A 26,848-nucleotide genomic window follows, 5' to 3' on the forward strand; every position below is an offset into this window, starting at 1 on the left:
AAAACACTATTAGAGCCATTCAACAGCTAGCATCACTCAATAGCTAGAACCATTCAACAGCGCGGTCATACCAAGTATCAGCACGGTCTTCATCACCTTCACTTTGCTCGCTGCTACCTTCTGCACCCTCAGATTCAACAGCTTCGCCATTTGGAATCTCTAAACCTTCGCGGCGACGTTGTTGATTGATATCACCTTGCTGGTTCTGAAACTGTGTCTGTTCACGAGCGCGATCTTGCTGATACAGGCTCAGCGCACAACTGCTGGCTTCTTCTGGTAGGTGAGCTGACATTACTGGTAGGTAGCGAGCGTTAGCACAGCGCTCATTAGACAGTTTGCCTGAATTGTTCTCTAGCCATAGCCACTCGATACCTTCTGGCTCTGGTAGAGCAACCGGAGTCAGTTTTAGACGTTTCATATAATCTACCCAAACTGGCAAGGCGCCAGTCCCACCACTCAAACCAATCGGTTTGTTATCATCACGGCCAACCCAAACGACACTTACATAGTTGCCACTATAGCCTGCAAACCAAGCATCACGGTAATCATTTGTCGTACCCGTTTTTCCTGCTAGGTTTAAATTACTACCTAGCGATTGTGCACGTCTAGCCGTACCATTTGAGACGACTTGCTGTAATGCATAGTTGGTCAAAAAGTTGGTTTCAGGTGGAATACTGCGCTGAGTGTTAAGCCCAGTACGCTGTAAGATACGGCCGCGATCATCAATGACCGTACGAATACTATGAATAGGAGTGCGGAAGCCACCAGTGGCAAATACTTGGTAAATACCAAGCATATCCATCGGGCTCAAATTAACTGAGCCTAGTAACGCTGATGGGTAAGGTGGGATTTTTTCTTTGATACCCATGCGCTGTAATTGCTTGGCAAAGGTATTAACGCCGAACTCCATACCTAAGCGTACTGCCGCTTGGTTATAGGATTGAGACAGTGCCGTGGTAAATGGTACATAGCCATGATCACGGTTGTCGTAGTTTTTAGGGTTCCAGTCAGTACCATCGTTTAGATTGACCGTAATAGGTGAGTCATCTACTGAACTGGCCAAGTTATAACGACCGCTCTCAAGCGCAGTCATATAAATGATAGGCTTCAGCAACGAGCCGACTTGACGTTTAGCATCGACCGCACGGTTAAACCCTGTAAATTCACTACCACTACCTACAACAGACACGAGCTCGCCAGTCTCAGGATTGGCACTTACTAATGCACCTTGCAAGTCCTTAGTTTTGCTACTGTTACGGCGCAGTTCACCAAGTTTTCTATCAACGGCTTTATCTGCGGCCAATTGAGCGATAGGGTCTAGAGTACTGATAATAATTAGACCTTCGTTCTTGAGGTCATCAGAATAATAGACGGTATTTAGCTCACGTTTGACAATATCTAAGAAGTCAGGGAACTGGCTTTTGCCTTCAGCAGGCTTATCCACGATACCAAGTGGTTGTTTCAAGGCTTTGTCGTAGTCTTCTTGGCTCAATGTGCCCATTGTTAGCATGTTGTTAAGCACTACGTCACGGCGTGCTTTTGAGTCGTTTGGATTACGACGTGGGTTGTAGATACTTGGGCCTTTTGCCATACCAACCAGCATCGCTTGCTGATCTAAGCGCAGCTCATTAAGAGGTTTGTCAAAATAAAACTGTGATGCCAGACCAAAACCATTGATAGAGCGATTGCCATTTTGACCCAGATAAATCTCATTCAAATAGGTCTGTAAAATTTCATCTTTGCTGTAGTGCAGCTCAAGTAGCACGGCCATCAATGCTTCATTGGCTTTGCGTTTGATAGTGCGATCTGAATTGAGGTAAAAGTTTTTAATCAGCTGCTGGGTGATGGTCGAGCCACCTTGTCTGGCACCACCAGTAAAGTTATTGATTACGGCACGGGCGATACCACGTACCGATACCCCTTTATGCTCATAAAACGCGCGATCTTCGGTAGCGATAAGGGCATCAATTAACGGCTGAGGCACTTCGTCCAAAGACACAACCATCCGATCTTCATTGCTGTCAGGATAGATCCCACCGATATTGACAGGCTCTAGACGAATGATGCCGCTTTTGGCAGGTAGGGTACTCTGGATAGATTCTACTTTATTGCCAGAAATCGTCATTTTGATGACTTGCTCGGCATCTTTATCATTGGCGCTATACGTAAAGCCGCGCGTGTGAATAAAGTAAGTATTGCCTGTTCGATGATAAGTACCTGTACGATCATAAGCTTTGTTGCTTTGATAATTAAGCAACTCTAGCCATGTCTTCATCGTATCTCTATCGACATTAGCGCCTTGATACAGCTCAAGCGGCTGCGAATACACTTTGGCTGGAATGTCCCAGCGCTTACCCTCAAACTTATGAGTAATGGTGCGATCAAGTTTGATCAAATACAGCGCCAACAGCACCATGCCTGCGATGATAATAATTAATAGCAGACTACTAAAGACCAAGCCGCGCTGCTGCGAGGGTAGCGTGTGCATAGCAGACTTAGATGACGCTGATAACTTGGTATTTGGTAACTTGTAATTAGGTTTTTGCACGGATGTCGCACCATTTTTGGATAAAAAACTGCCTCATAATGACGCAAATTGACAAATTTTTCAATCTATCATCGTCAACGCAGGCATTTATTGGACGTAGACCATGAGCGATGATACTGCTCATAGCGATAGCTTATAGTATAATCCCTATTAAAATACCGATACTTGTAATAAAGCGTCAGTCACTTTCAATCTGGTAGATAAACGCCATATAAGATAACAATTTACGATTGTCCTCACGATGTATTTTGTATGAATTCGCTGTTGCTCATTGTTTGCTATTAGCCGTTTGTTATTAATACTATGCTACTAGCGGTAGTGATATTTAAGTGATTAAAAACGGCTCTATTGCATGACGTACAGTACAGTCAATACGAGCAAGTTTGCTTTAAATGAATGCATTTTGAGCAAGCCTGTCAAAGGAAGTAAGCGCGACTATGTCTAGTATCCCATCATCAGTATCATCTGCTACCAATCATTCTTATGAAGACACTTCTATCATCGAAGGCTTAGTGCTCCCGCTGGCTGACCACTGTTTTCACTGCGGCGACCCCGTACCTCAGCCACCGTTTCATGCTGAGATATTAGGTCAGTCACGAGAGATGTGTTGTATGGGCTGTCAGTTAGCTGCCCAAAGCATTGTAGAGGCTGGTCTTGAGCAATATTATCTTGACCGTTCAGAGATTAATCGTACGGCAAGTTTGCCAACTCAGCTGACGCGTCTCGAGGTCTACGATCATGACGAGATAAAATCACAGTTCGTTTACGCGCAAGATGGTATGTCAGTAGCAGAGCTGTCTGTTAACAACTTACGGTGTGCTGCCTGTACTTGGCTGATTGAGTCGCGCCTCGATGAGCTAGAGGGTATTGGTAAATGTCAGGTAAATTTGACCAACCAACGTATGCGGGTTATTTGGGATGAAGATAAGTTACCTATCAGTCGTATTCTAGCGGTCATCAATGAAATCGGCTATGAAGCCAAGCCTTATCGCCAAGATACTCACGAAGCCATGTTGGCACGTCATAATAATCAAATGCTATTGCGTCTCGGCATCGCTGCACTAGGTTCGATGCAAGCGATGATGTATGCCGTTGCGCTTTATTTTGGCGAGTATAGCGACATGTTGATATTTCAGCGTGACTTTTTGCGTTGGGTGTCTTTATTTGTGAGTACGCCTGTATTTTTCTATGCTGGTATTCCTTTTTTTACCTCTGCATGGTCAGCAATTCGTGCGCGCCAAGTCAATATGGATGTGCCCGTCAGTCTTGCGTTGATTATTACTTTCTTTGCGAGTCTCTACGCTACCATCACTGGGCAAGGGGAGACATACTATGACTCGGTTAGTATGTTTATTTTCTTTTTGCTGGCAGGGCGTTATATCGAGCACAACGCACGTCTAAAAGCCGCGACTATGGCTAATGATTTGGTGGTGGTTGAGCCAGTATTGGTACAAAAAATTGCTGAAGACAAAGCAGCTGCCGAGTGTATATTACAACTGCTAAAAGAGAATGAATATCAACAAGATGAGCTTATTAAAAGTGAGCTTACTGAAAATGAAACTACTAAAGGTGAGTCGGCTACAGTAGAGCCGATGCCTGATTTTATGCAGCGTATGGACGCCAATGTTTATCAGCTCACATCGCGTATCGCTCAAGATTGGCAGCAGTCACGCAACCAGCAGAATGCACAATCACAACCCGAAGACGATATAGAGTCAAAGCAAATGGTCACCGCTCACAGTTTACAAGTGGGCGACATCATTTTGGTTGAAGCGGGCTCTGAGATTATTAGTGATGGTATCTTGCTAAGTTCTACTGCAACGGTGTCACAAAGTCTCCTGACTGGCGAAGGTGATTTAATCATCAAATCTCAAGGTGATTATATTGTTGGTGGTGCACAAAACGATAGCCAGCCTTTTGAGATGCTAGTCACTGCCTTGCCAAAAGACAGCCAGATAGGTTTAATTGATCGATTGATGAATCGTGCCATGAGCGAAAAACCCAAATTGGCTCAGCAAGCAGATAAGCTAGCACGTTGGTTTGTGGCGCGCATTTTGGTGCTGTCAGTCTTAGTATTTGTCGGCTGGTATATCGTTGATCCAAGCCAAGCCATTTGGGCGACGGTGGCAGTCTTAGTGGCTACTTGTCCTTGTGCACTGTCATTGGCGACGCCGATTGCCTTGACCGTCTCAACCAACCGTCTGGCAAGCTATGGTTTTTTGACGACGCGTGGACATACCTTACAAACGCTTGCTGAAATCACGCATGTTGCTTTTGATAAGACGGGCACGCTGACTTATGGTAAGCCGAATTTATTAAATATTGAGTTAATCACACCAAAAAGCCAGACCGAAATTGACGATTTATCATTAACAGCGCAAAAAGATATGCTTTTGGCAATTGCAGCTGCATTAGAAGTAGGGAGTCGTCATCCAATTGCCCATGCGTTACTGACGGCGGCCTATCAGTTACATCTACCATCGACGCAAGCCGTACAGCATTATCCAGCGGGCGGTGTAGAAGCGATGATTGATGGCACTGTATATCGAATCGGTCACAAGGACTTTGCGTTAGACAAAATAAATGACGGTGTCAATAATGTCTCTGAGAGTAACGATTTAACCATCGATCTAGTAGCGCAACGAGCCAGCTCAGCAGTGGTGTTATCTTGTCAGAACACTGATGATAACGGATGGCAAGCGCTGGCATGTTTTTATTTCAATGACAAGGTACGTGATAGTGCGCAGTCGATGCTCGATACGCTCAAAGAGCTAGGTATCGAGTCTGTTATGTTGACAGGTGATCCAAGCCCGCAAGCGCTAGTCATGGCTGAGAGTTTAGGTATGCAAGCTGCATACAACGGACTATCACCGACTGATAAAGTCAATCATATTCAGCAGTTGCAAGCTAACGGTGCCGTGGTACTGATGGTAGGTGACGGCATTAACGATGCACCAGTGTTAGCAGCGGCAAATGTCTCGACCTCGATTGCAGGTGCGGCAGACTTAGCACAAGTATCCAGTGATAGTATTATCTTAAACGGACAAATCGAAGCTATCACTGCGGCTAAACGCATCTCTGATAAGACGGAACGTATTATCAAGCAAAACTTTCGCTGGGCGCTCGCTTACAACAGTATCGTCCTGATACCAGCGGCTTTAGGCTATGTACCACCGTGGCTTGCTGCGATTGGTATGTCGCTAAGTTCGCTATTTGTCGTATTAAATGCATTGCGCTTAAAACGTGCTTAGCCTCTTTAGAAGTGCTTAATTTAAACAAGTCTGTAAAGTTTGCCCATAAAAAGACCGCCTTCCATCAAATGGAAGGCGGTCTTTTCTATACAGAGATACTGTTAGGTAGCTATTTTCAATTAGTCTTGTAGATAGCTTAGCAGACGCATAAACTCGATATACATCCAGACTAGGGTCGCCAGAATACCAATACTGAACAACCACTCGTAATCTTCAGACACACCCATCGCAACACCGCGATCAATATTATCGAAATCTAATAGTAGGGTGAAAGAAGCGATAACGATGACAAATAAGCTAAAGCCAATAGCGATAGCGCCACCTTCAAATAGGAATGGCAATGATGAACCAAACGCTAGAGACAGTACCCACTGTGCTACATAGACAAGCATGATAGCAATAACAGCTGAAGTCACGATAGAACGGAACTTTTCAGTAACCTTAACTAAACCTGAACGATATAGACCAAGCATAACCGCAGCTGTGACGAAAGTTGCACACATTGCCGTGACTGGTACTGTTGGATACATTCTCATGAAAAATAATGAGATACCGCCCAAAAAGATACCTTCTAGTAAGGCGTAAGGCACAGCCAAGGTTTTGGCTTTTTGCGGCTTGAAGGTAATAAAAAGCGCCAGAACAAACGCAGCAATCATGCTACCAAAGGCTGCCATCGTAATAAAACCTTGCGATAAACCTGCCATAAGCGCATAAAAGAAAAAGCCCACACCAGTAATAGCTGATAAACCAAGTAACAAGCTGGTCTTTTGAATTACGCCCTTGACCGTCATTGGATTACCGCCGATCGCAAGTTCTGCGCGACTGACAATAGGATTGGCCATACATAAGTCCTTAATAATAAAATATAAAAATAGTGATGTTAGTTACTTTAGCAAAACCGCCATTATTGTCAACTGTGTTTGCGTGACAACCGCTATGGCTCGACCTTAGGCTGCTCATTGGCTAGCGCATCGAGCTACTGTATCGTCCAATACGCTAATTTGACAACTGGACAGATTCGGCTAAGTAAAACATTCGATAGCTTTTATATGGGGTCAGTTACGACAGTTAACAACGATAATTCATAAACATGCTAGTCTAAGCGCGCATTTATCGCTATCATTACCTTGTACTTCACCGTTATACCGAGTCGTTTTATGGAAAACTCAGCGCAGTCAGCAAGATTGCCACACTTACATGAATCAGAGCTATTCCACGCTATTAAAAACCCTGCCTTTAGGCGTATTGGTCTAATGGGCCGTGCTGGTAAACGTAGTGTCACTCAAAGCTTGGTACAGATTGCCCAAACCGTCAATGACATGAATTTGACCTTGATAATGGATGTACAAACTGCCAATTTGCCAACGCTTGACCTCACAGACATAGAAAGAGTCAAAATCGTCAAACGTGGTTTGATTGGTGAAATTTGTGATTTAGTCATCGTGGTTGGCGGTGATGGTTCGATATTACATGCTGCTGAAGCGCTAGCACGCTACCGTGTACCTGTATTAGGGGTTAACCGTGGTCGTCTAGGATTCTTAGCAGATGTAAAACCTGATGAAGCTGCGTTTAAGTTACGCCAAGTATTGATGGGAGACTATCAACTGGATCATCGGTTTTTATTGACGATGGAGATACGAGAAGGTCGCAAAATTATCCATGAAGATATGGCGCTGAACGACATCGTACTGCACGCCGGTAAATCCGTACATATGATTGATTTTCAGATGAAAATTGATGGACATGACGTTTATAGACAGCATAGTGATGGCTTGATAGCAGCAACACCGACTGGCTCTACTGCTTATGCTTTATCAGGTGGCGGTCCAATCATTCATCCGAGTATGGACGCTATTTGTCTGGTGCCAATGCATCCCCATACATTATCTAGCAGACCGATTGTGGTCAGCGGTAATAGTGAGGTCTGTATTCGTATCCACGAAGACAATCGTACTCAGCCAATGGTGAGTGCAGACGGTAAGCCGAGTGTGCCACTTGAGCAAGAACAGCGCCTACATATTCGTAAGCATCCTGATAAGCTTACCTTGTTGCACCCACCTGGGTTTGACTTTTATGAGGCCTGCCGTACAAAGCTGCACTGGAACGTACATGCCGAAGAATTCAGTCTTGATGTCGATGATGATATTATAGACGATGAATAAGCGTATCTATTAGACCCAAATATGATACAAAAAATGGTAGTGGAGAGTAGGTAAGATGGATAAACAAACAATACTAGCAAGTCTAACGCCCGAAGTGGTTGATAAATTTCGTATGGCGATTGAGCTAGGTAAATGGCCTGACGGTCGTAAGATTACCGCTGAGCAGCGCGAGACTTGTATGCAAGCAGTGATGGTATGGGAGCACGAGCACCTACCGCCAGCTGAGCGTACAGGTTATATTCATAAACCTGTAAAAGATGATGGTTCTGTCGTTGGTGCTGAATGTGATGTCGAGCACGAGCATCACTATCCTAATATGCCGAATCCTAAAGGTGCGGTACAGCCTGTTAAGTTTCGTGATAAATAGGTCTATAAGAAGTCTATAATAGTTGTGATAAAAACACTCATCATAAAAAAGCCACGCTATATAGCGTGGCTTTTTTTACTTTACCAATAATTGAATTATCAGAAATAGCTTAATCATCATAGATGATTAAATAGCAGTCGTATCGACACTAGGACGAACCGTTAGCGGGTTCTTCTGCATCAAAAATCCTTGCCAGCCCCAATGTAAAAAATTACGGATATTGGCATGATCGGTACCGTTAGGCGTTGCTTGAACCTTGGCATAATGTTCGCCAAATAATTTAAGCGTGTCCAATTGGTTCAGGCCATGGTGCTTAGCAAAACCAAAAATCTTTGCGCTACCTTCGTTCTCACCGGCTGCATTATGTACCATCCCATTTACAAAAGGGGCAGGCGCATAGCGATAAAAATCATCGATAAAGCTGATGACATCATTGAATCCAATGGCTTTTTTGTTCAAACCATTAAGTAATGCCGATACATCTGATTGGCGGATACTCATAAATAAATGACCTCAGAGCAGATTAAAAAAACAATATAATATTTATGTGTGCTCAATGATGATAGTAGCCGTTGAGCGTTCAGCATTATAATTTAGCTAGCTTAGCGATTAAAGTAGTCTTCGTCATCAAACGAAGGCGAAAAGTTGCCTTGCTCAAGATGCTGCATTTGCGACTGTACAGAACGCTCATGCTGAATACGTTGATAAATCTCTTCGCGGTGTACTGCAATATCTTTAGGTGCGTTTACACCGATACGTACTTGATTGCCTTTGACGCCTAGAACCGTCACACTTACTTCGTCGCCAATCATTAGCGTTTCGCCCACGCGGCGTGTCAAAATTAACATGCGTCACACTCCTTATGTCGCATCAACAAATTATTACTCATCAGATTACTTCTCAATTGCAGAACATCACCGCAGCACCAAACATGCAATATAACCATTATCACGATGCTAAATATCGTGCCAATAGCGGTAATGATAGGTAGATTCATTTAGCCCAAATGAAAGCCCCATTATAGGCGGCATAACAGATACTGTCACGGTTTTTCACAAAACTATTAGGTAAATGCTCATTTCAACTATGCTAAAAAATAAAAATAGGACCTAAAAAGATCCTATTTTATTTAAGTACTGTTTTTATTTAGATGCTATTAATTCAAACGCTACTAATTTAAATGCTGTTTATATACATACTATATAAAGTCATTAATAGCGGTTAATAGATAACCATCAATGTTAAGACTATATTTTAACAGTTTTTATGTCTTATAGCCCAGCGATTTTGCTTTCACCGTCTTCACGATCTAGGCCAAATGCCGTGTGCAATGACTTAACGGCTTTTTCTAAGTGTTGATCTTGAATCAGAACCGACACTTTGATTTCGCTGGTTGAAATCATTTGGATATTGATGTTGTTTTCAGCCAGTGTTTGGAACATAAGACTAGCAACACCTGCGTGTGAGCGCATGCCAACACCAACCAATGAAACTTTAACAACTTCACTGTTACCTAATATTTCTTTGGCACCAATTTCATCTTTCACTTCTTCGTTAAGCACTTTTAGCGTCTTATCTAAATCAGTGCGGTTAACCGTGAAAGTAAAGTCAGTAGTACCGTTATCTGAAAGGTTTTGTACAATCATATCGATTTCGATATTGGCACGACCAATTGGGCTTAAGATAGCAGAGGCGATACCAGGATGGTCAGGCACGCCGCGTACTAAGATTTTTGCTTCGTCTCTGTTGAACGCGATACCTGAGATGATTGCCTGTTCCATATTGTCTCCTTCGTCTATCGTAATTAGGGTACCCACGTTGTCTTGAAATTCTTGGTCAAAGCTACCGTCTGTGTTTTCATCAAAGCTAGAAAGTACACGCAGCGGCACGCCATATTTACCAGCGAATTCTACTGAGCGAATCTGTAGAATCTTAGAGCCAAGACTTGCCATTTCAAGCATTTCTTCAAACGTAATTTTTTCAAGTTTTTTGGCTTTTGAGGTCACACGAGGGTCAGTGGTATAGACGCCATCGACATCGGTATAAATTTGACATTCGTCAGCGCCTAAGGCCGCAGCAATCGCCACACCTGTGGTGTCAGAACCGCCGCGTCCTAATGTGGTCGCGTTGCCTTCTTCATCAATACCTTGGAAACCTGCCACAATAACGATATTGCCAGCATCTAATTGTTCACGTATGTTTTTATCATCGATGCTTTCGATACGGGCTTTGTTATGGGCGTTGTCGGTTTTAATTGCTACTTGGCGACCAGTCATTGAACGGGCACCAATACCAAGCTCTTTGATGGCCATAGCGAGTAGTGAGATAGAAACCTGCTCACCTGTTGAGACCATCTGATCGTATTCGCGAGGATCAGGCTGCGTGCTAATTTGGCGAGCTAGATCAATCAAACGGTTGGTTTCGCCGCTCATGGCTGAGACCACGACGACGACTTGATGACCATTGTCATGCCAGCGTTTGACTCGTTTGGCGACGTTTTTGATGCGGTCGATACTGCCCATCGAGGTGCCGCCGTATTTCTGTACTATTAACGCCATAAAAATCTACCTATTTATTCAATAATGACTTTTTATTGTCATTGAGGAGAGTCAATGTGATGCTCGTCAATGCTTGTATAGATAAAGCCAGATGATAAGAGTTATGCCTTTAGGTCTTTCATTCTTCTAATGGTATCTATCAACCTTATGGAATGAACAATATGCCCAAACGTTGACCTTTATACCATATCTACCGCATAACTTTAAGTCTCAGGAGCGCTTAGATGTATGGCGATTGGTTATAGTAGTTATAACCAATCATGTATTCTATGCGTAGTAGAGTAAAGCTATGCGATAAATATAAAGTACTTTGTGATGCGCTATACCAATATATTCGCGAGTTTAATATTCACTAGCTTAGCTAAGCTGGGTTTCAATCCAAGCAGGTAGAGCGCTGATAACCGCTGCACTGTTACTAGACTTCGGTGCACCGCCTTGCGCGTAGTCAGGCTTACCGCCACCTTTACCACCAAGCTCACCTGCCAAATGACGAATAATATCACCAGCCTTCACTTTGGCAGTGACAGATTTTGCGACGCTTGCTGCGAGTGCTAATTGGTCATCTTTATCACCAATCAATACAATCACGCTATCAGGCAGTTTTGATTTGATATCGTCCATCAGTGTACGGATGGATTTACCATCGATACCACTTAAGGTGCTGATAAGAACTGGCGTACCTGCGATCGTTTGTACATCATCAAGCAAATTGGCTGCTTGAGCACTGGCGATTTTTTGCTGCAAGCGCTCTAGTTGTTTTTCTAGGTCGCGTTGCTTATCAGCCATCGTACGGACACGCTGCGCTACTTCAGGACGTTTTACTTTTAGCTGACTTGCCAATTCACTTAGCTGTTGCTCGCTTTGCTGGATGTTTTTGACCGCGTTCATGCCAGTGACGGCTTCAACTCGGCGGATGCCAGCCGCAATACCAGACTCACTGGTGATTTTTAGCACACCGATATCGCCCGTACGCTGTACGTGCAAGCCACCGCATAGCTCGATAGAGAAAGGCTTGCGCTGACCATCAACGATACGGTCTGTACCCATGGTTAGGACTCGAACGTCACTGCCGTACTTTTCGCCAAACAGTGCCATAGCGCCTTGGTTCATCGCTTCGTCAATCGACATGTGCTCGATACGGGCAGGGGTGTTGGCTTGAATTTGCTCATTAACGAGACGTTCGACACGCATAATTTCAGCAGCGCTGACAGGTTTGTCATAAGCAAAGTCAAAACGTAACACTTCGCTTGAGACTAGTGAGCCCTTTTGCGTGACCGCATCGCCTAGCACTTCTCTTAGTGCTGCGTGCAATAGGTGAGTTGCCGAGTGGTTTTTGGCACTGGCTGCACGAATGCTAGACAGTACTTGCGATTCAGCGGTTTGCTTGGTGCTGATATCACCCATGGTCACGACACCATAATGGATAATCGCCTGACCAGATTTTTTGGTATCTTGCACTTCAAAGACGCCAGATGCTGTACGGATTTCACCAAGCTCACCGACTTGACCACCGCCTTCAGCATAAAATGGGGTGCGATCCAAGACTACAACGCCTTCCATGCCTTCTGTTAAGCTGTCTGCCGGGTTACCGTCTTGATAAAGCGCGTCAATAGTCACGCCGTCTTCTTCAAGCTGTTCATAACCGATAAATGTCGTTGGCGTTTCTACTTGGATAACGCTGCTGTAATCGACGTCAAACTTGCCAGCATCACGTGCACGCTCACGTTGTGCCTGCATATGCTCATCAAATTCGGCTTCATCAATAGCAATACCACGCTCACGAGTGATATCGGCGGTCAAATCAAGTGGGAAACCGTAGGTATCATAGAGCTTAAACGCCGCTTCACCAGATAGCGTATCGCCATCTTGTAAGCCTTCAAGTTCGCTGGCAAGTAAACGTAAGCCTTGGGCCAATGTTTTAGCAAACTGTGCTTCTTCTTTTTGAATAGCATTTTCTATGACGCTTTGTTTGTCTTGTAGCTCAGGATAGGCACTGCCCATTTCAGCCACAAGCGGCGCAACCATTTTATAGAAGAACTCGCTATCAGCGCCAAGCTTGTTGCCATGACGTACTGCGCGACGAATGACACGGCGCAATACATAGCCGCGACCTTCATTACTTGGCGTGACACCATCAGCAATCAAAAACGCCACAGCACGAATATGGTCGGCGATGACTTTTAGTGATGATTGTTGCTCATTATTGATCTCTAAGATGTCAGCTGCTGCATCCATCAAATGGACAAATAAATCGATCTCGTAGTTGCCATGAACGCCTTGCATGATGGCACTAATACGCTCTAGCCCCATGCCGGTATCGACGCTAGGTGCAGGGAGTGGTAATAACGTGCCGTCCTTTTGGCGATTGAACTGCATGAATACGCAGTTCCAAATCTCAATATAGCGATCGCCGTCTTCTTCTGGCGTACCTGGCAAGCCGCCTTCGATATCGGCGCCATGGTCATAAAAGACTTCGGTACAAGGACCACAAGGACCAGTGTCACCCATTGTCCAAAAGTTATCAGAAGCGTAAGGAGCACCTTTGTTATCACCAATACGAATGATGCGCTCACTCGGAATGCCGATGTTTTTATTCCAAATCTCAAAAGCTTCGTCATCAGTCTCATAGATCGTGACATAGAGACGATCTTTATCAATCGCTAACCACTTATCTGAGGTTAGAAACTCCCAGATATACTCGATGCCTGCTTGCTTGAAATAATCACCAAATGAGAAATTACCAAGCATTTCAAAGAAAGTATGATGACGTGCGGTATAGCCGACATTATCCAAATCATTGTGTTTGCCGCCAGCACGTACGCACTTTTGAGAGGTTACTGCACGTGTATAGTCACGTGGTTCCATACCCAAAAAGGTCTCTTTAAACTGATTCATACCGGCATTGGTAAATAGCAATGTCGGATCATTGTGTGGAATCAAGCTAGACGATGAAACTTGGGTGTGCTGCTTGCTTATGAAAAAATCGATAAAGGCTTGGCGAATATCGGCTGAGCGAAATGGCTGGCTCACAGCGGCTCCTTACTGACGGATAGAATTGAGTAAATGACATAAAATAATTTTGCAAGCGATTTTAGCACAAACGCCCAAGCTCTTGGTACAAGAGTTATAACTACTAGGTTATTATACGTGTGCTAGTCATCGCCTAATTTGTAGCGTATGCAGACTAGTTGGTCAAAATTGCCGCATCCGTTTCATCCAATTTGTCTTGTGTGGTTGGATTGGACTCGATTACTTGCACAGGCAAATAACGTAGTTGAAGCTTGATTGGCAAGTACTCTGGGAAATTCTCTGCCATATCATTAGTAATGAGTGTCTCAATCTGGCGTACGTCATATGAGCTCGGTAATGTCTCTCCACGCACGATTGCTCGCACCACTTGGTTTTCTTCTGAGGTATCAAACTGCGTATTGGTCAATACATTGCCTTGATCGATAAAGTAGTTGTTGATGGCTTCTTTGACACTACTCTCGAATACTTGCTGCTTAGCATTGGTCTGTAGGTTGATGGTTAAGTAGGCACCTAAGCCGCCAAGTAGTAATAAAGTCACCGCGTTACGCTGCAAAAAAGTCAGATAGGTATTTGATTTATAGTCGTCATCGACCAAACGACGAAACCCTAAGACCCATAAGACAAGCGCATTGGTAAACTGGATAGCAAGAATGTTGGTCGCTGCCAACAGAAGCGCACCAAGCCCAAGCTGCATCTCGCCATTAGCGAGCAAGATACCGCTAGCAGCCAGTGGTGGTACCAAGGCTGTGGCAACCGCAACGCCGACAACGGCAACCGAGAGATGCGGGGATACCATCGCGTACGCGCCAGCCGTACCGCCAGCTAAGGCAATCATTAAATCCATGGAAGTAGGCTGGGTACGAGATAGGATTTCTGCCGTTAGCGGTTGGTCTTTATGTAGCCAACCAACGATAAAGCCGACCAATACCACCAATGAGACACCGATGATGACGGTAAAAAGCGACTTACGTAGCAATGGCATACGGTGATCGATAATTGCTAGTGCTATACCCGTGATAGGGCCTAGCATCATCGCAACCAGCATCGCTCCGATGACCACGGCTGCTGAATTGGTCACTAGGCCATAACTGGCAATGATGGCAGACAAAATATTCATGATGAAGTACATCTTGCTAGGCAGGGCGTTCGCCTCAATTCTAACCCGTACCTCTGGGTAATCTACTTTTTGATTGCTGAATTGCTCAGCAACAAATTGCTTATAAGACTCAAGTTTGGCTTCTTTTTCTTCTTGAACCTCGTCTTCGTCACTCTCGTTTTCTACATCGCTATCTTCTACATCGGTGTCTTTATTTTGGCTTTTATCTTCTGAGTCATTATTTTGATGGTCGTCATCGCGACTAGATGCATTTCTGATCTTTTGTTGATTGGCTGCTTTATTATCTGATGACTGTACTGCGATAGTTTGGTCATCAGCATAGTCGTCTTCTGCTTCTACCGTTACTTCAGCATCACTATCATCTTGAGCATTTTTTTCTGTTGTCTCTGCCGTATCCGACTGGAAGAAATCGGACTTTTCTTTTGCTTCTATAGATTCTGACTCTGCACTCTCTGATGCTTCAGTATTTGACTGTGACTCAGGTTCTGTCGATTCCAATGTTGCTACGACCACATCGTCACTGATGGTTTCCATCGTTATTTCGGCGTCAGGTGGCTGCGCACATTCAGTGTCTACTTCGGAGTCTATTTCGCCATCTGTATCAGTCGATTGCTTGTGTTGATTGTCTTCGCTTTTATCATTGTTTACAGCGGCATCATCAACTACTGGGTCAATTGTCGCGTCTTGATTGTTAGAAGCGTCAGTAGTGACTGATGAATCGTTTTGATCCACTGAGTTAGGCGTAGTATTTTTTTCAGATGAGGACATAGCAGATAGCGTTCTTAGTAGATAAAGAAAGTCATTATTGTAATGATAAATAGATAAAGATATAGGAGATTCTTGAAAATATAAAAAAGAGTTGAGAGAAGATGGGAGTAGGAACTGATGTTCCTTATGATTAAGTCTAAAACCTTAATAATAGCATGGTTTTTATTCTGAAGTCATTCAATATAGATGCTACAAGGGTTCACGGTAAATACTTACTTTTTTTGTGGAATTAAGGTTAAATATATTATATCCACAATAAAGATAAGGAATAACTTATGAACTGGCCATTATTTTCTGTCATCTACTCAATGACAGCCACCGTGACTATCGGACTTTTTATGATTGGTGCTCTAATTACAGGGTTTGATGAGATATTTCATATTCAAATAGCAGTTGGACTGGGTATTTTAGCTTCGATACCTGCAGGGCTGTTCTTTACCAAAAAGATTGGTAGTATTACTGGGAGTGAAGAAGGCTATAAAACATAAAGGCGAACTGCGGTATCGATATGGAGTGGAGCTGCCTATCAGCAAACAAAAAAAGATCTCAATATTGAGATCTTTTTTTTAGCCATCGTAGATGACTGATTATGATAAATAACTATTTGAGTTCAACCGTTGCGCCGTTTTCGATATTGGCATAAACCTCAAGCACATCCCAGTTGGTCAGACGGATACAACCGTGTGACGCTTGGCGACTGATGCCTTCAGGTTTTGGTGAGCCGTGTAGACCATACGAAGGCTTAGATAAGCCCATCCATACCACGCCGACTGGATTGTTTGGTCCTGGTGGTAACATATGCACTTTTTTCTGAGCGCCTTCACCGACTGTGGCTTTATACCACGGCATTTTGACTTTATTGACAATCTTATAAGTACCATGTGGTGACGGAGTATCATCACTACCAACGGTCGTTGGGTAGGTCGCTACCAGCTGGTTACCATCATAAGCATATAATGTCTTATCAGCTTTATTAGCGACCACGCGGTTGATTCGCTTATTTAGCGCACCACGAGTATTGAGCACTGTAATGGTTTCACCCGCTTTGTACTCTTTGTTTTTATTTAACTTATCTAAATAGCGTACGTCCATATGAAAGCGTTCACCAAGCATCTCTTTGATGTCTTGATAATACAGTCCTTTCATTTTTGACTTGGCTTCTGCACCAGCAGGCGTGGTGGCAAAGTTGGTATTGATATCATCATCAGTCAACGTATAAGTGACGAGTACAGGTTTGGTTGCAGGAATGTTCTTAACCAAGGCATCCCACGTTTTTTGATCCATTTTGCCTGTGGTTGGCAAGCCTTTCATCGCTTGGAAATTAATAAGGGCTTTTTTGCTGTTCATACCCCAGCCACCGTCGATAGGACCAGGAGAGGCATGGTTCCAATCGAGCAACGCTTGCATTTTGATCGTCATCGCTGAGTTGACTTTCATGTTAGGCGACCAGACAGCGTTATTGACTTGTTGTGCGTAATTTGACAAGTTTAATGTGGTATATCTCTTACCATCTTTATCTTCGATATTCTTGATAGTCGGATCATCACTGAAGTCTTGACGCTTTTCACTCTCCGGTAGCTCAAAGGCGAGCGGATCAGATGAGTCAATAGATGAGACATCGCTAGGCGCGGCAACGGCTTGACCTTCGCTGATATCATCAGTGCTATCTGACTGCTCATCTTTACGCGTCAGTTCTGCTGCGCTCATATTGTCAGCAGCTGGCGCTGGCGCGTTTTGCCTAGCTTCTTGTTTGGTGTTGATCAGCTGGTTCATGCTATCAACGGGTTTTGTGTTCTCTGTATTTAACTGCACAGTAGCAGCACCATCTGAGCGACTACGGTTTTCTTGCACATTGAGGCTAACCTTTTGGGCAAGGCCTGGCATAGCGTTCGATGTACGCACTGGCAATGTGCGAGCATTATCAGCGGTGGCGGCAAGTGCGCCAACGCTGGCACTCATGGCAGCGATAGATATAGCAGTAATAATAGGCTTTATTTTCATCATATTGAATCACTTGTGGTTGCTACTAATGCGGCTATTATGCGCATAATTCGGTTGCTTCGCAAACTTTTGGTATATCTTTTTGCATTTAGAGCTGGCTAAACGTCAACTGCTGACGTATTCGCTACAGTTGGGTAATAATTTAGCTAAGGTGTGTATGGCGCCATGCTAGATTCTTACGCAAACTCCTCATTATTTTCACTATTTTTTGTTTCAGTAAAAACGACAGTGATTGGCGCTATTTGGTGTTTACGTCTATAATGTATGATTAATTTTTTCATTAATAGATCGATTTTTAGCAAAAAGCCATTTAACCCGCTAATAGTTAATCCATAAGGTGCGATATGTCAGAAGACCAAACGATGAGTGCAGAAGAGTTTCAAAACCAATACTTCAACGATGATGAGTCTAAGGGCTTAGACGGTGAGATGGAGTATGATTTAGAGACTGGACTTCTTGGTGAGCACGATGAATTTGCTAACCTGCAAGCAGAGCTGAATGAAGCACGCGAGCAGCTGGTGAGTATTCGCGACTTTATTCGTTTTTCCGTCACACAATTACGTAACTATGATGTGGTTGTCGCACAAGGCACGACTGATGAGTTTGCGGAAGCGTCAGCCATTGTATTGCATTCGTTGTCTTTAGATTGGTCAGCCAATGAGCAAATTTTAGACTGCCGTTTGACCACGTCAGAGAAGCAGGCAGTGCTGGGACTGTTAGAAGAGCGTATTGCTGAACGTAAGCCGCTGAGTTATTTGATTAACTTGTCATACTTCTGTGATTTGCCTTTTTATGTGGATGAACGCGTGCTTATCCCGCGCTCGCCAATCGCAGAGTTGATTCGTCAGCAGTTCCATCCGTACTTTGATGTGACTGAGCTCGCCAAACCACTGGGTGTTAGCCCGAATGAAAAGTCAGCGGTATTCTATGATCATGGCTTGGATGTGAAGCAGTTATCGCAGCCTGAGCGTATCTTAGACTTGTGCACTGGCTCTGGTTGTATCGCTATCGCGCTTGCTACCCGTTTCGTTGATGCATTGGTTGATGCTGTTGATATCGATAAAGGCGCGCTGGACGTGGCAATGGTCAATGTCGATCATCATGACCTTGGCCATCAAGTAAATGTAATCGAGTCTGATTTGTTTGCCAAGATACCTGCTGAGAACCAGTATGAGCTTATTGTCACCAATCCGCCGTATGTCGATGCGGCTATCATGGCAGATTTGCCGCCTGAATTCTTATACGAGCCTGAGCATGCACTAGCCGCGGGCCAAGACGGCTTGGATTTGGTACATCGTATCTTATTTGAAGCGCCAGATTACCTTAGCCCAGATGGTTTGCTGGTCTGTGAAGTGGGCGACAGCGAATGGGCATTAAAACAAGCCTATCCTGAGATTCAATTTGATTGGTTGAAGTTTGCACATGGCGGGCATGGTGTCTTTGCGATTACCTATGATGAGCTAGTTTCAAACCGTCAATTGTTTGCCTCTTATGTTCAGCTATTAGATAGCCTTCAGTAGACAAATATTAGGTCGGATAGGCATCGGCTACACTAGCCGAAACTATAAATAACAATACAATCACTCATGACAAGCAATAACCATGAGTGATTGGTCAAATAGTCATCAGTAGCGTTTACTTGTTTAAGGACAGTTATGGCAGGCAATAGTATTGGGCAGGTTTTTACGGTTACCACTTGCGGTGAGTCGCATGGGGCAGGCCTTATGGCCATCGTTGATGGCGTACCACCAGGTTTAGCATTATCTGCAGACGACCTACAAGTAGATTTAGATCGTCGCAAACCGGGTACGTCTAAGTATTCAACCCAGCGCCGTGAGTCTGATGAAGTTGAGATTATCTCTGGCGTATTTGAAGGCAAAACCACAGGTACGTCTATCGGTCTATTGATTCGCAATACCAATCAAAAATCAAAAGACTATAGCGATATCAAAGATACTTTCCGTCCTGGACACGCTGACTATACTTATAGTATGAAATATGGCTTCCGTGACTATCGCGGTGGTGGTCGTTCGTCAGCGCGTGAGACGGCTATGCGAGTGGCAGCCGGTGCTATCGCCAAGAAGTACTTACAAGAACGGCTGGGCGTACAAATTCGTGGTCACGTTACCCAAATCGGCAATGAGCATAGCAATGTACTAGACCCGAACCAGATCGATTGGGAATTTGTAAATAGTAATCCGTTCTTCTGCGCAGACAAAGAAGCGATTGGCCGTTTTGAGACCTTGATTGACAACTTGCGCCGTGAAGGCACCAGTTGCGGTGCACGCCTTGATATCATTGCGAGCGGTGTACCTGTAGGTCTTGGTGAGCCAGTATTTGATCGTTTAGATGCCGATATCGCTCATGCGATGATGAGTATCAATGCGGTCAAAGGCGTCGAGATTGGCGATGGAATGGCGGTAGCAGGTCAGTTCGGGCATAGCGCTCGTGATGAGCTGACCCCAGATGGGTTTGCAGCCAACCATGCGGGCGGTGTCTTGGGCGGCATCTCATCAGGGCAAGATATCCGTGTGAGTATTGCGCTTAAGCCAACATCTAGTATTACCACCGCTGGTAAAAGTATCAACACCCAAGGTGAAGCAGTCGATATGCTAACCAAAGGCCGTCATGATCCTTGCGTCGGTGTGCGTGCCACGCCTATTGCCGAAGCGATGCTAGCGATTGTAGTGCTTGATCATTATCTGCGTCATCGTGGTCAGAACGCGGATGTGAAGCCGCCAGTACAATCGATTACTTAGTATTTTTTAACGTAATCAGCCCTTTGTTGTTTCCAGTAGTTTGATACTAGAAATGATAAAGGGCTTTTTTATAGCTTGTTATAATGTAAATTATATTTAAGTATAATCAACATGTTGAGCTAGCAAGGTATTAGGCTGCCAGTTGATATTCATCAATAGCTACACATTGCTGATGCCGAAACACCAACAATAACCGCTGACTAGGAATCGCTAACCAATGTCCAAACTCAATACTACCGACACCTTGGCTCAATAAAGTTTGTACGCAGTGATGACGGCTGAGGCCGATCAGGTGCTTGATGATAGGGTCATCAGTTAATTGACGTGACATAAATGTTCTCCTTCTAATCTGCTTTACGAATTTGATGGTTCAATAGATCTTAGTGCTATCGTAAAATAAAGAAGTAGAAATCCTGTGCAGTCATGATGGAAAATTGATGAATCCATATATAGTCATTCCACTATAAAAGTATTACAGCGTTAACCTCGCTTGAAGTATTACATATACATCTGCACTCGGTTGCCTTGTACTACTCTTAAATTGAATCGACTATAAGTTATTATTCTCAAGCTAGTGGTAGGGTGATACTAACCATCACACCAGAACGCTGCTTTTTACCAGTATCAGTGTTATCAGGGCTAATTTTATTATCGTTGGCATAGACATTATTGATGGCTACCTGACCATCATGATGTTCAATCACTTGCTTTACTAAGGTGAGTCCAAGGCCCGTGCCTTTTTTAAGCGTATTACTATTATGGTCAGTCTGCCTCGGCTCAGTCGTCGGATCTGCCGACTCTGTATATAGATCATTGCTGTCTGTGCGATTCGTTGTTTGAGATGATGATTGGCTTTGATGAGACAAGCTAAAGTAACGCTCAAAAGCTTTTGCGACAGCATATTCGGGTAGCAGCTTACCATCATTGAATATATCGATAGTGACGGTTCGAGCAGTGCTATGCAATGAAATCTCAACGGTACGATTTGCAAAGTGTATTGCATTATCAAGCACATTTTGCAGTACCTGTATTAACCAAAATTGGTCAGCATACACGCTGGTCGATGCCAGTACTTCTACTGGCAAGTTTGCAATGTTGGTCACATTCTTATTATTAATATGTATATCGATAGGGTATAGATTCTGCTGTTGCTGCTTGGCCGTATTATCTTTGATCAAACTTTGCAAAAGTGGTAATAGGGGAGTCAGTTGTCGGTTAAGCTTAAAGGTAGGCTGTTCTACTTTAGCGAGCAACAGAAGTCGGTCGATAAGCTGTTGCATTTTTACGCTTTGCTCACCAACCGTTTCAATGAGCATCTGCCGATCTTCATTATCCAGTTTATTGCCATCTAATCCATCGTCCTCTAACAGCTCGCTACTGGCACGTATGGCGGTTAAAGGGCTTTTTAGCTCATGGGTCAAAGTATGGACATAATCAGTGACGTAAGCACGGTTTTCGAGTCGATGCTTCATGGTCTCGATGGTATCTGTCAGGCTATTTAATTCATGCCCTAGATAAAAATAGGGCTTTTTAGTGTCTTCTGCCAATGCACTGGTATATTGAGTCACTAAGGTAATACTTTGCTTAAGCCACCATGCTACTAGACCTGCCAGTATAAGGGCGGCGATGCTGATAAGTAGTGCGGTGATAAGCATGCGGTTACGCGTGTCATCTAAATAAGGCAATACGCTAGCAACAGGCTTACCGACACTGACCACACCGATGATATCTCCAGACGGATTTTTGATGGGCTGAGCCACATACATGACCGAACCATCACGCCGCTGATAGTCTCGCAGTGTACTTCGCGCGCCGTACTGTCCTTTTAGAGTGAGGTAGACATCATTCCAGCGTCCATAATTTTGCCCTTCACTATTGTCAGGTGTAGGTAGCGAGTCGTAAATGACCACGCCGCTGCTATCCGTTACGTATACTCGAAAGCTGCTATAGCTTTTGGTTTGATCGACAGGACTGAGTATTTCGCCCATCGCTGGCATGCCCACAAATGCAGCATCAAGTTGCGCTTGATATTCCTCGTCATATAACTGTCCTGTAGATAACGGCACCTGTAGACTGGCCGCGAGTAATTTACTGGTGTCTAGGAGCGTGTCTTCAATAACCTGCTGCGCTGTTGGCTTAACGTAGCCAAACAATTGAGTAAACACAACTACGCCGCATATGACGAGCACTAACGCAACGGCTAGCCAAATTCTAAAAAATATACTTAAATTGAGCAGTCGTTTACGTTTAGGAGCTTGCTGAGCAGTACCAATAGGGTGCAGTTTGGCATACCAATTGCTTTGGTCATTATGAATATCATTTTCAGCAGGATTGGTTTTTTTATTCATAAACTAGCAGCCACCGTTAAGCGGGACATAGTGCGTAACCCAGTCCGCGATGCGTATGGATGACATCGACATTAGCATCTACCATAGCGAGCTGTTTACGAATTGACTTGATATGACTGTCTATAGTGCGTGCCAAACGGTGGTCAGGATAGTCGCTTACTGCGCTAAGCAATTGCTCACGGCTAAAGACTTGCTGCGGTGCTTGCAATAGTGTCAGCAAAATTTTGCGTTCTGTATTGCTAAGCTCAAGCTTTTGCTCTTGCCATGTTAATGAATAGTTCAGCGGTTGATAATGCCAAACGCCAGATTGGTTCTCAAACGTTAATGCTTGTCCTGATAGGTTATTCGAGGGAGTAGTATCAGTACTGTCATCTGAGTTTATGGTATGAGAGCTTGACTGTTGAATCAGCTGTTCACGTCGCCAAATGGCTTTTAAACGAGCGACCAACTCACGTGGACTAAAGGGTTTGGCGCAATAATCATCACCGCCCATCTCCAACCCCAAAATACGATCGACCTCATCGCTACGTGCAGTTAAAAACACGATAGGCAAATCTTTTAAGGCGTCGATATCAGGTGTATGACGTATTTGTTGACATAGGCTCAAGCCGTCACCATCTGGCAGACCGACATCCATAATGATCGCCGATAGATTTTGTGCTTCATGACTATGCAGCATGGGTAGCACGCTACTGGCGTTATCCAGCCAAGTTATCTGCCAGCCTTCGCGCTTGCAGGTAACCTTAAGCGACATCGCGATCGCAGGATCATCTTCTACCAGTAAAATATGGGTCATAGTCTCTACATCGTTTTACAAGCTTAGTAAATTATCGTAGCACAAAACAGCAGGTTGCTCTTGCTGCCACGAGTTAAATGGTGTGAAAAGTTAATGGAAAAGTAGGGTGCTCAGTAGACAGTTTGCGATGTAATAATTTCAATACATTCAACAAAAAGGCCAGCTCAATAAATAAGCTGGCCTTGGTAACGAAGATTAAGCGTGATTATCTATTAATAGACTGAGCGAAAATCTATTTAAGACCTTTGCAGTTGGCATAGTAGCTCACCGTAGTGGGCCAATCTGAAAAAATGCCTTGGACACCGACGTCCTGCGCTAGTACGTCAATATAATTCATCATATCACCATCATTGTTGATAGCATCACTAAGACCGCTATAGTACCAATCGCCACCATCGGTTAATGGTCCTGAACGCTCTATCGACCAAGTAATGATTTTTAGACCATTGGCTTTGGCCTGTTTTGCGTATTCTGATGGTTGCATATTTCCCTTACCATCAGTAGTGACTAACAACCAAAGTGCTGGAGCAATGGTGTTGATGCCGCGTGCTTTGATATCAGCCAATGAATGCTTCCAAGTGGTTGCGTCATCTTTATCAAATGTTTTATCCTTAGCGGTCTCATTGCTGTCATCAATAAGATAGACGGCATTAGCACCATAAGCTGGCTCGTTTTTGATCCAGTAATCAAGATCTTCTATATTGAATGACTGAGCAAATACATCGCTTGCAGGTACATTCGCTGCCTTATAAGTATCTATCAGCTGTTGACGGTAATCGTCCAAACGATAGCCGTTAAACGGCATAGTCACTACAGGTGCTTTTAGCTCAGGCGTGTGCTTCATACCTAGCTTACGAGCCAATGCGATATGCTCTTTTAAGGTTAATACTTTGCCATTTTGCGAGTATAAGTCCGTTCGCCAAGGCGCAGTTGCATTCATATATTCGCTAATACTGGTTGCTTTTTTATTGGCAGCATCCATCTTACCCGTCAGTGTTTTAAACTCAGTACCGCTAATATCTGAGGTACGGCATTCGATACTATCGGCATTAGTAAGTTTGCCTTTAGCATCCAATATAGGCGGCACAGTACATTGCTTGGCGAGCGGCGTGGTTAGAATATTGGTAGTGGTGTGCAAATCGTTTTGGGCATGACGACAGACAAGCTCACCGTCATTGGTAAAAGCGACATCACATTCCAAGATGCCAGCACCCATTTGTGCTGACGCCACGTAGCTATCATAAGTATGTTCAGGCAGCTGTAATGGCGCACCTCGATGCGCAATAGAGAAGTCTGTCTTACTTGGCAGCTGCCCTCTGCATGCCTGTAGCTCTTCTTTTAGTGGTCCTTCATCCATATCATTTATCAAATAAAACGGACGCACTCCATAGGTATATGCGACAGGTGTGGGCGATTGTGTCTGTGATTGCACTGTCGATAAAGGGGCTTTTGATGTGAGCGTTGAGCGGCTATCGGTAGTGCAGCCTACTATCAATAATGAGCTGATCAGCGTTAAAGGTAAGGCGATATTAATCTTATTAACCTTGGCCAGCGTGTGCTTACTCAGCTCAAGCGCTGATTTATTAGAAATTGTCATGTAAAATGTTCCTGCAAAATTATAAAAAAATCCCATCAGACGTAGGGATAGGAATTAAAAGATTAACGTTTGACTATTGGTTGATGTTTGCTAAAAGAAACTAAAGGTCGTGTATTCTTATAAGAGCTTAGTCTTGTAAGAACTTAGCCTTGATACGGATACAATTGTAGGCACATGTACTAAATAGACAGCTGACAGTATTTGAGCTTGATAGTATTGAAACTATTCGTCATAAAGTCATACATGTCTTTTCACATTTTTGCTATTGTCCGTTTAGCACCTCACTATTGACCATACTCTCAAACTAACAGATGATATTGACCATATAATGACACACACGTTATTTTGGCAAAAAATATAGAAATGCTTAGGGCATATCTCACTACATTATTAAGGATAACTATGAGTAATTATTTAGATGCAGTCGTCGTTGAGCACAATCCCTCTCAAAAAAAGATAGATCGCGCAGTGATTTGGCTGCACGGTCTAGGTGCTAGCGGTCATGATTTTGAGCCAGTTGTACCGCAGCTTGGACTGGCGGATGATATGGCAGTACGTTTTATCTTCCCACATGCCCCTAAACGCCCAGTCACGGTAAATGGCGGTATGGTGATGCCAGCATGGTACGACATCATAGAGATGAGTCTGGAGCGTAAAGTAGATGTGGCTCAGATTGAAGAGTCTGCTCAGCAGATACAAGATTTGATCAGTCGTGAGATAGAGCGCGGTGTGTTACCAGAGCATATCGTCATCGCAGGGTTTTCGCAGGGCGGGGCAGTTGCGTATCATGTGGCACTTGGCTATCCAAAACGTTTGGCTGGCTTGATGACGCTCTCTACCTACTTAGCAACCAACGACAATATTGCGTATAGTGCTGCCAACAAAGACATGCCGATTTTGATTGAACATGGTTCTCATGATCCAGTTGTTCCTGTCGTCCTAGGTGAGCAAGCACAGCAGTTATTATCAGAAAAGAATTATAATGTCTCTTACAATACCTATCCGATGGCACATCAAGTCTGTATGCCGCAGATTCAAAATATCGGCAAATGGTTAAACACTGTCTTGGCCTAACCTATTAAGCTGTAACGTAATGTAATGCAGGCTACTTATAGGTTGAAACCTAACCGGTATCTCCTATATAATAAGCGACCTTATTGGGGATGTTCTGGCTTCGACGCTGGTGATGAAACTCAATGATGCATGTCGAGAGTGTATGTCCTCTCGTTAATCAAACATATATTGTTATAGTCGCAAACGACGAAACTTACGCTCTAGCAGCTTAAACCCTGCTTACTTAGTTGCTGGTCACCTACAGTTGGTTAACTAAGTTGAAGCGTCCGCATGTAGGCTCGCCACAAGTGATTGTCTCAATTGCTTGGGTTCAAAAGTAGAGAATCGTCCAATCCATCCTGACTGTCGGATCGGTGCGGATTAAAACTAAAGACAGAAACTAAACATGTAGATTCATGAGCGTAATGCTGGCGGACGCGGGTTCAACTCCCGCCATCTCCACCAAACAACGATAAAGGGCTGACCGTCATAG

Annotated in this window: 19 protein-coding genes, 1 other RNA gene and 1 pseudogene; 9 read left to right on the top strand and 12 right to left on the bottom strand. The window is 44.0% G+C overall.

Going from position 1 to position 26,848, the window contains the following annotated elements; translation table 11 throughout:
* Positions 1-43: 43 nt before the first annotated feature.
* A complete protein-coding gene (gene mrcB, locus DXK30_RS05475) occupies positions 44-2,548 on the bottom strand; it encodes a penicillin-binding protein 1B (protein ID WP_390178024.1) in 2,505 nt (834 codons plus the stop codon).
* A gap of 437 nt (positions 2,549-2,985) precedes the next feature.
* Between mrcB and DXK30_RS05480 the strand changes: the two genes are divergently transcribed.
* A complete protein-coding gene (locus DXK30_RS05480) occupies positions 2,986-5,799 on the top strand; it encodes a heavy metal translocating P-type ATPase (RefSeq protein ID WP_114700840.1) in 2,814 nt (937 codons plus the stop codon).
* A 119-nt stretch (positions 5,800-5,918) separates the two neighbouring features.
* Here DXK30_RS05480 and DXK30_RS05485 read toward each other — a convergent pair whose 3' ends face one another.
* Entirely contained in the window at positions 5,919-6,641 is a 723-nt protein-coding gene (locus DXK30_RS05485) for a Bax inhibitor-1/YccA family protein (RefSeq protein ID WP_057759239.1), read from the bottom strand.
* 315 nt (positions 6,642-6,956) lie between these two features.
* Here DXK30_RS05485 and DXK30_RS05490 point away from each other — a divergent pair, with 315 nt between their 5' ends.
* Together DXK30_RS05490 and DXK30_RS05495 are read left to right on the top strand one after the other, a co-directional pair.
* Positions 6,957-7,961, top strand: a complete 1,005-nt coding sequence (locus DXK30_RS05490; protein ID WP_179798759.1) for an NAD(+) kinase — start codon at positions 6,957-6,959, stop codon at positions 7,959-7,961.
* Between the two features lie 55 nt (positions 7,962-8,016).
* Entirely contained in the window at positions 8,017-8,328 is a 312-nt protein-coding gene (locus DXK30_RS05495) for a YeaC family protein (RefSeq protein ID WP_057759241.1), read from the top strand.
* Between the two features lie 126 nt (positions 8,329-8,454).
* Here DXK30_RS05495 and DXK30_RS05500 read toward each other — a convergent pair whose 3' ends face one another.
* Complete coding sequence (locus tag DXK30_RS05500; RefSeq protein WP_057759243.1) at positions 8,455-8,829, bottom strand: HopJ type III effector protein; 375 nt, start codon at positions 8,827-8,829, stop codon at positions 8,455-8,457.
* Between the two features lie 179 nt (positions 8,830-9,008).
* A pseudogene (csrA, locus tag DXK30_RS05505) lies at positions 9,009-9,176 on the bottom strand (carbon storage regulator CsrA); the annotation flags it as partial.
* A 14-nt stretch (positions 9,177-9,190) separates the two neighbouring features.
* Here csrA and DXK30_RS12875 point away from each other — a divergent pair.
* Entirely contained in the window at positions 9,191-9,319 is a 129-nt protein-coding gene (locus tag DXK30_RS12875) for a hypothetical protein (protein WP_265089070.1), read from the top strand.
* A gap of 280 nt (positions 9,320-9,599) precedes the next feature.
* Here the strand turns inward: DXK30_RS12875 and DXK30_RS05510 are convergent, their stop codons facing one another.
* From DXK30_RS05510 to DXK30_RS05520, 3 genes are all read right to left on the bottom strand, one after another.
* Positions 9,600-10,886 carry an aspartate kinase gene (locus DXK30_RS05510; protein WP_057759246.1) on the bottom strand — a complete coding sequence of 429 codons (1,287 nt, stop codon included), beginning with the start codon at positions 10,884-10,886 and terminating at the stop codon, positions 9,600-9,602.
* Between the two features lie 357 nt (positions 10,887-11,243).
* Entirely contained in the window at positions 11,244-13,916 is a 2,673-nt protein-coding gene (alaS, locus tag DXK30_RS05515) for an alanine--tRNA ligase (RefSeq protein ID WP_114700841.1), read from the bottom strand.
* Positions 13,917-14,070: 154 nt separating this feature from the next.
* On the bottom strand, positions 14,071-15,801 hold the full coding sequence (locus DXK30_RS05520; RefSeq protein ID WP_114700842.1) for a DUF389 domain-containing protein: 1,731 nt from the start codon (positions 15,799-15,801) through the stop codon (positions 14,071-14,073).
* A gap of 275 nt (positions 15,802-16,076) precedes the next feature.
* Between DXK30_RS05520 and DXK30_RS05525 the strand changes: the two genes are divergently transcribed.
* Positions 16,077-16,289 (top strand): hypothetical protein, encoded by a 213-nt coding sequence (locus DXK30_RS05525; protein ID WP_114700843.1) that lies wholly within the window; start codon positions 16,077-16,079, stop codon positions 16,287-16,289.
* Positions 16,290-16,401: 112 nt separating this feature from the next.
* Here DXK30_RS05525 and DXK30_RS05530 read toward each other — a convergent pair whose 3' ends face one another.
* A complete protein-coding gene (locus DXK30_RS05530; protein WP_227670761.1) occupies positions 16,402-17,805 on the bottom strand; it encodes a L,D-transpeptidase family protein in 1,404 nt (467 codons plus the stop codon).
* Between the two features lie 341 nt (positions 17,806-18,146).
* On the opposite strand from DXK30_RS05530, the gene prmB reads away from it, so the two are divergent.
* The gene (gene prmB, locus DXK30_RS05535; protein ID WP_114700844.1) at positions 18,147-19,322 is read left to right on the top strand and encodes a 50S ribosomal protein L3 N(5)-glutamine methyltransferase; all 1,176 of its coding nucleotides are present in this window, start codon (positions 18,147-18,149) and stop codon (positions 19,320-19,322) included.
* Positions 19,323-19,457: 135 nt separating this feature from the next.
* Complete coding sequence (aroC, locus tag DXK30_RS05540; RefSeq protein WP_114700845.1) at positions 19,458-20,561, top strand: chorismate synthase; 1,104 nt, start codon at positions 19,458-19,460, stop codon at positions 20,559-20,561.
* A gap of 130 nt (positions 20,562-20,691) precedes the next feature.
* On the opposite strand, the gene DXK30_RS05545 is transcribed toward aroC, so the two are convergent.
* The 4 genes from DXK30_RS05545 to DXK30_RS05560 all read right to left on the bottom strand — a co-directional run bounded on the left by DXK30_RS05545 (position 20,692) and on the right by DXK30_RS05560 (position 25,302).
* On the bottom strand, positions 20,692-20,892 hold the full coding sequence (locus tag DXK30_RS05545; protein WP_114700846.1) for a hypothetical protein: 201 nt from the start codon (positions 20,890-20,892) through the stop codon (positions 20,692-20,694).
* 235 nt (positions 20,893-21,127) lie between these two features.
* Positions 21,128-22,909: a two-component system sensor histidine kinase CreC gene (gene creC, locus DXK30_RS05550; protein WP_114700847.1), complete on the bottom strand. Its 1,782-nt coding sequence runs from the start codon at positions 22,907-22,909 to the stop codon at positions 21,128-21,130.
* A gap of 16 nt (positions 22,910-22,925) precedes the next feature.
* Positions 22,926-23,705, bottom strand: a complete 780-nt coding sequence (locus tag DXK30_RS05555) for a response regulator (RefSeq protein WP_114700848.1) — start codon at positions 23,703-23,705, stop codon at positions 22,926-22,928.
* A gap of 232 nt (positions 23,706-23,937) precedes the next feature.
* On the bottom strand, positions 23,938-25,302 hold the full coding sequence (locus DXK30_RS05560) for a glycerophosphodiester phosphodiesterase family protein (protein ID WP_114700849.1): 1,365 nt from the start codon (positions 25,300-25,302) through the stop codon (positions 23,938-23,940).
* A 402-nt stretch (positions 25,303-25,704) separates the two neighbouring features.
* Between DXK30_RS05560 and DXK30_RS05565 the strand changes: the two genes are divergently transcribed.
* Together DXK30_RS05565 and ssrA are read left to right on the top strand one after the other, a co-directional pair.
* Positions 25,705-26,376 carry an alpha/beta hydrolase gene (locus DXK30_RS05565; protein ID WP_114700850.1) on the top strand — a complete coding sequence of 224 codons (672 nt, stop codon included), beginning with the start codon at positions 25,705-25,707 and terminating at the stop codon, positions 26,374-26,376.
* Between the two features lie 85 nt (positions 26,377-26,461).
* Positions 26,462-26,820: a transfer-messenger RNA gene (gene ssrA / locus DXK30_RS05570) on the top strand.
* The last annotated feature ends 28 nt before the right edge of the window (positions 26,821-26,848 follow it).

The sequence above is a fragment of the Psychrobacter proteolyticus genome (genome assembly GCF_003350005.1).
Classification (GTDB): domain Bacteria; phylum Pseudomonadota; class Gammaproteobacteria; order Pseudomonadales; family Moraxellaceae; genus Psychrobacter; species Psychrobacter proteolyticus.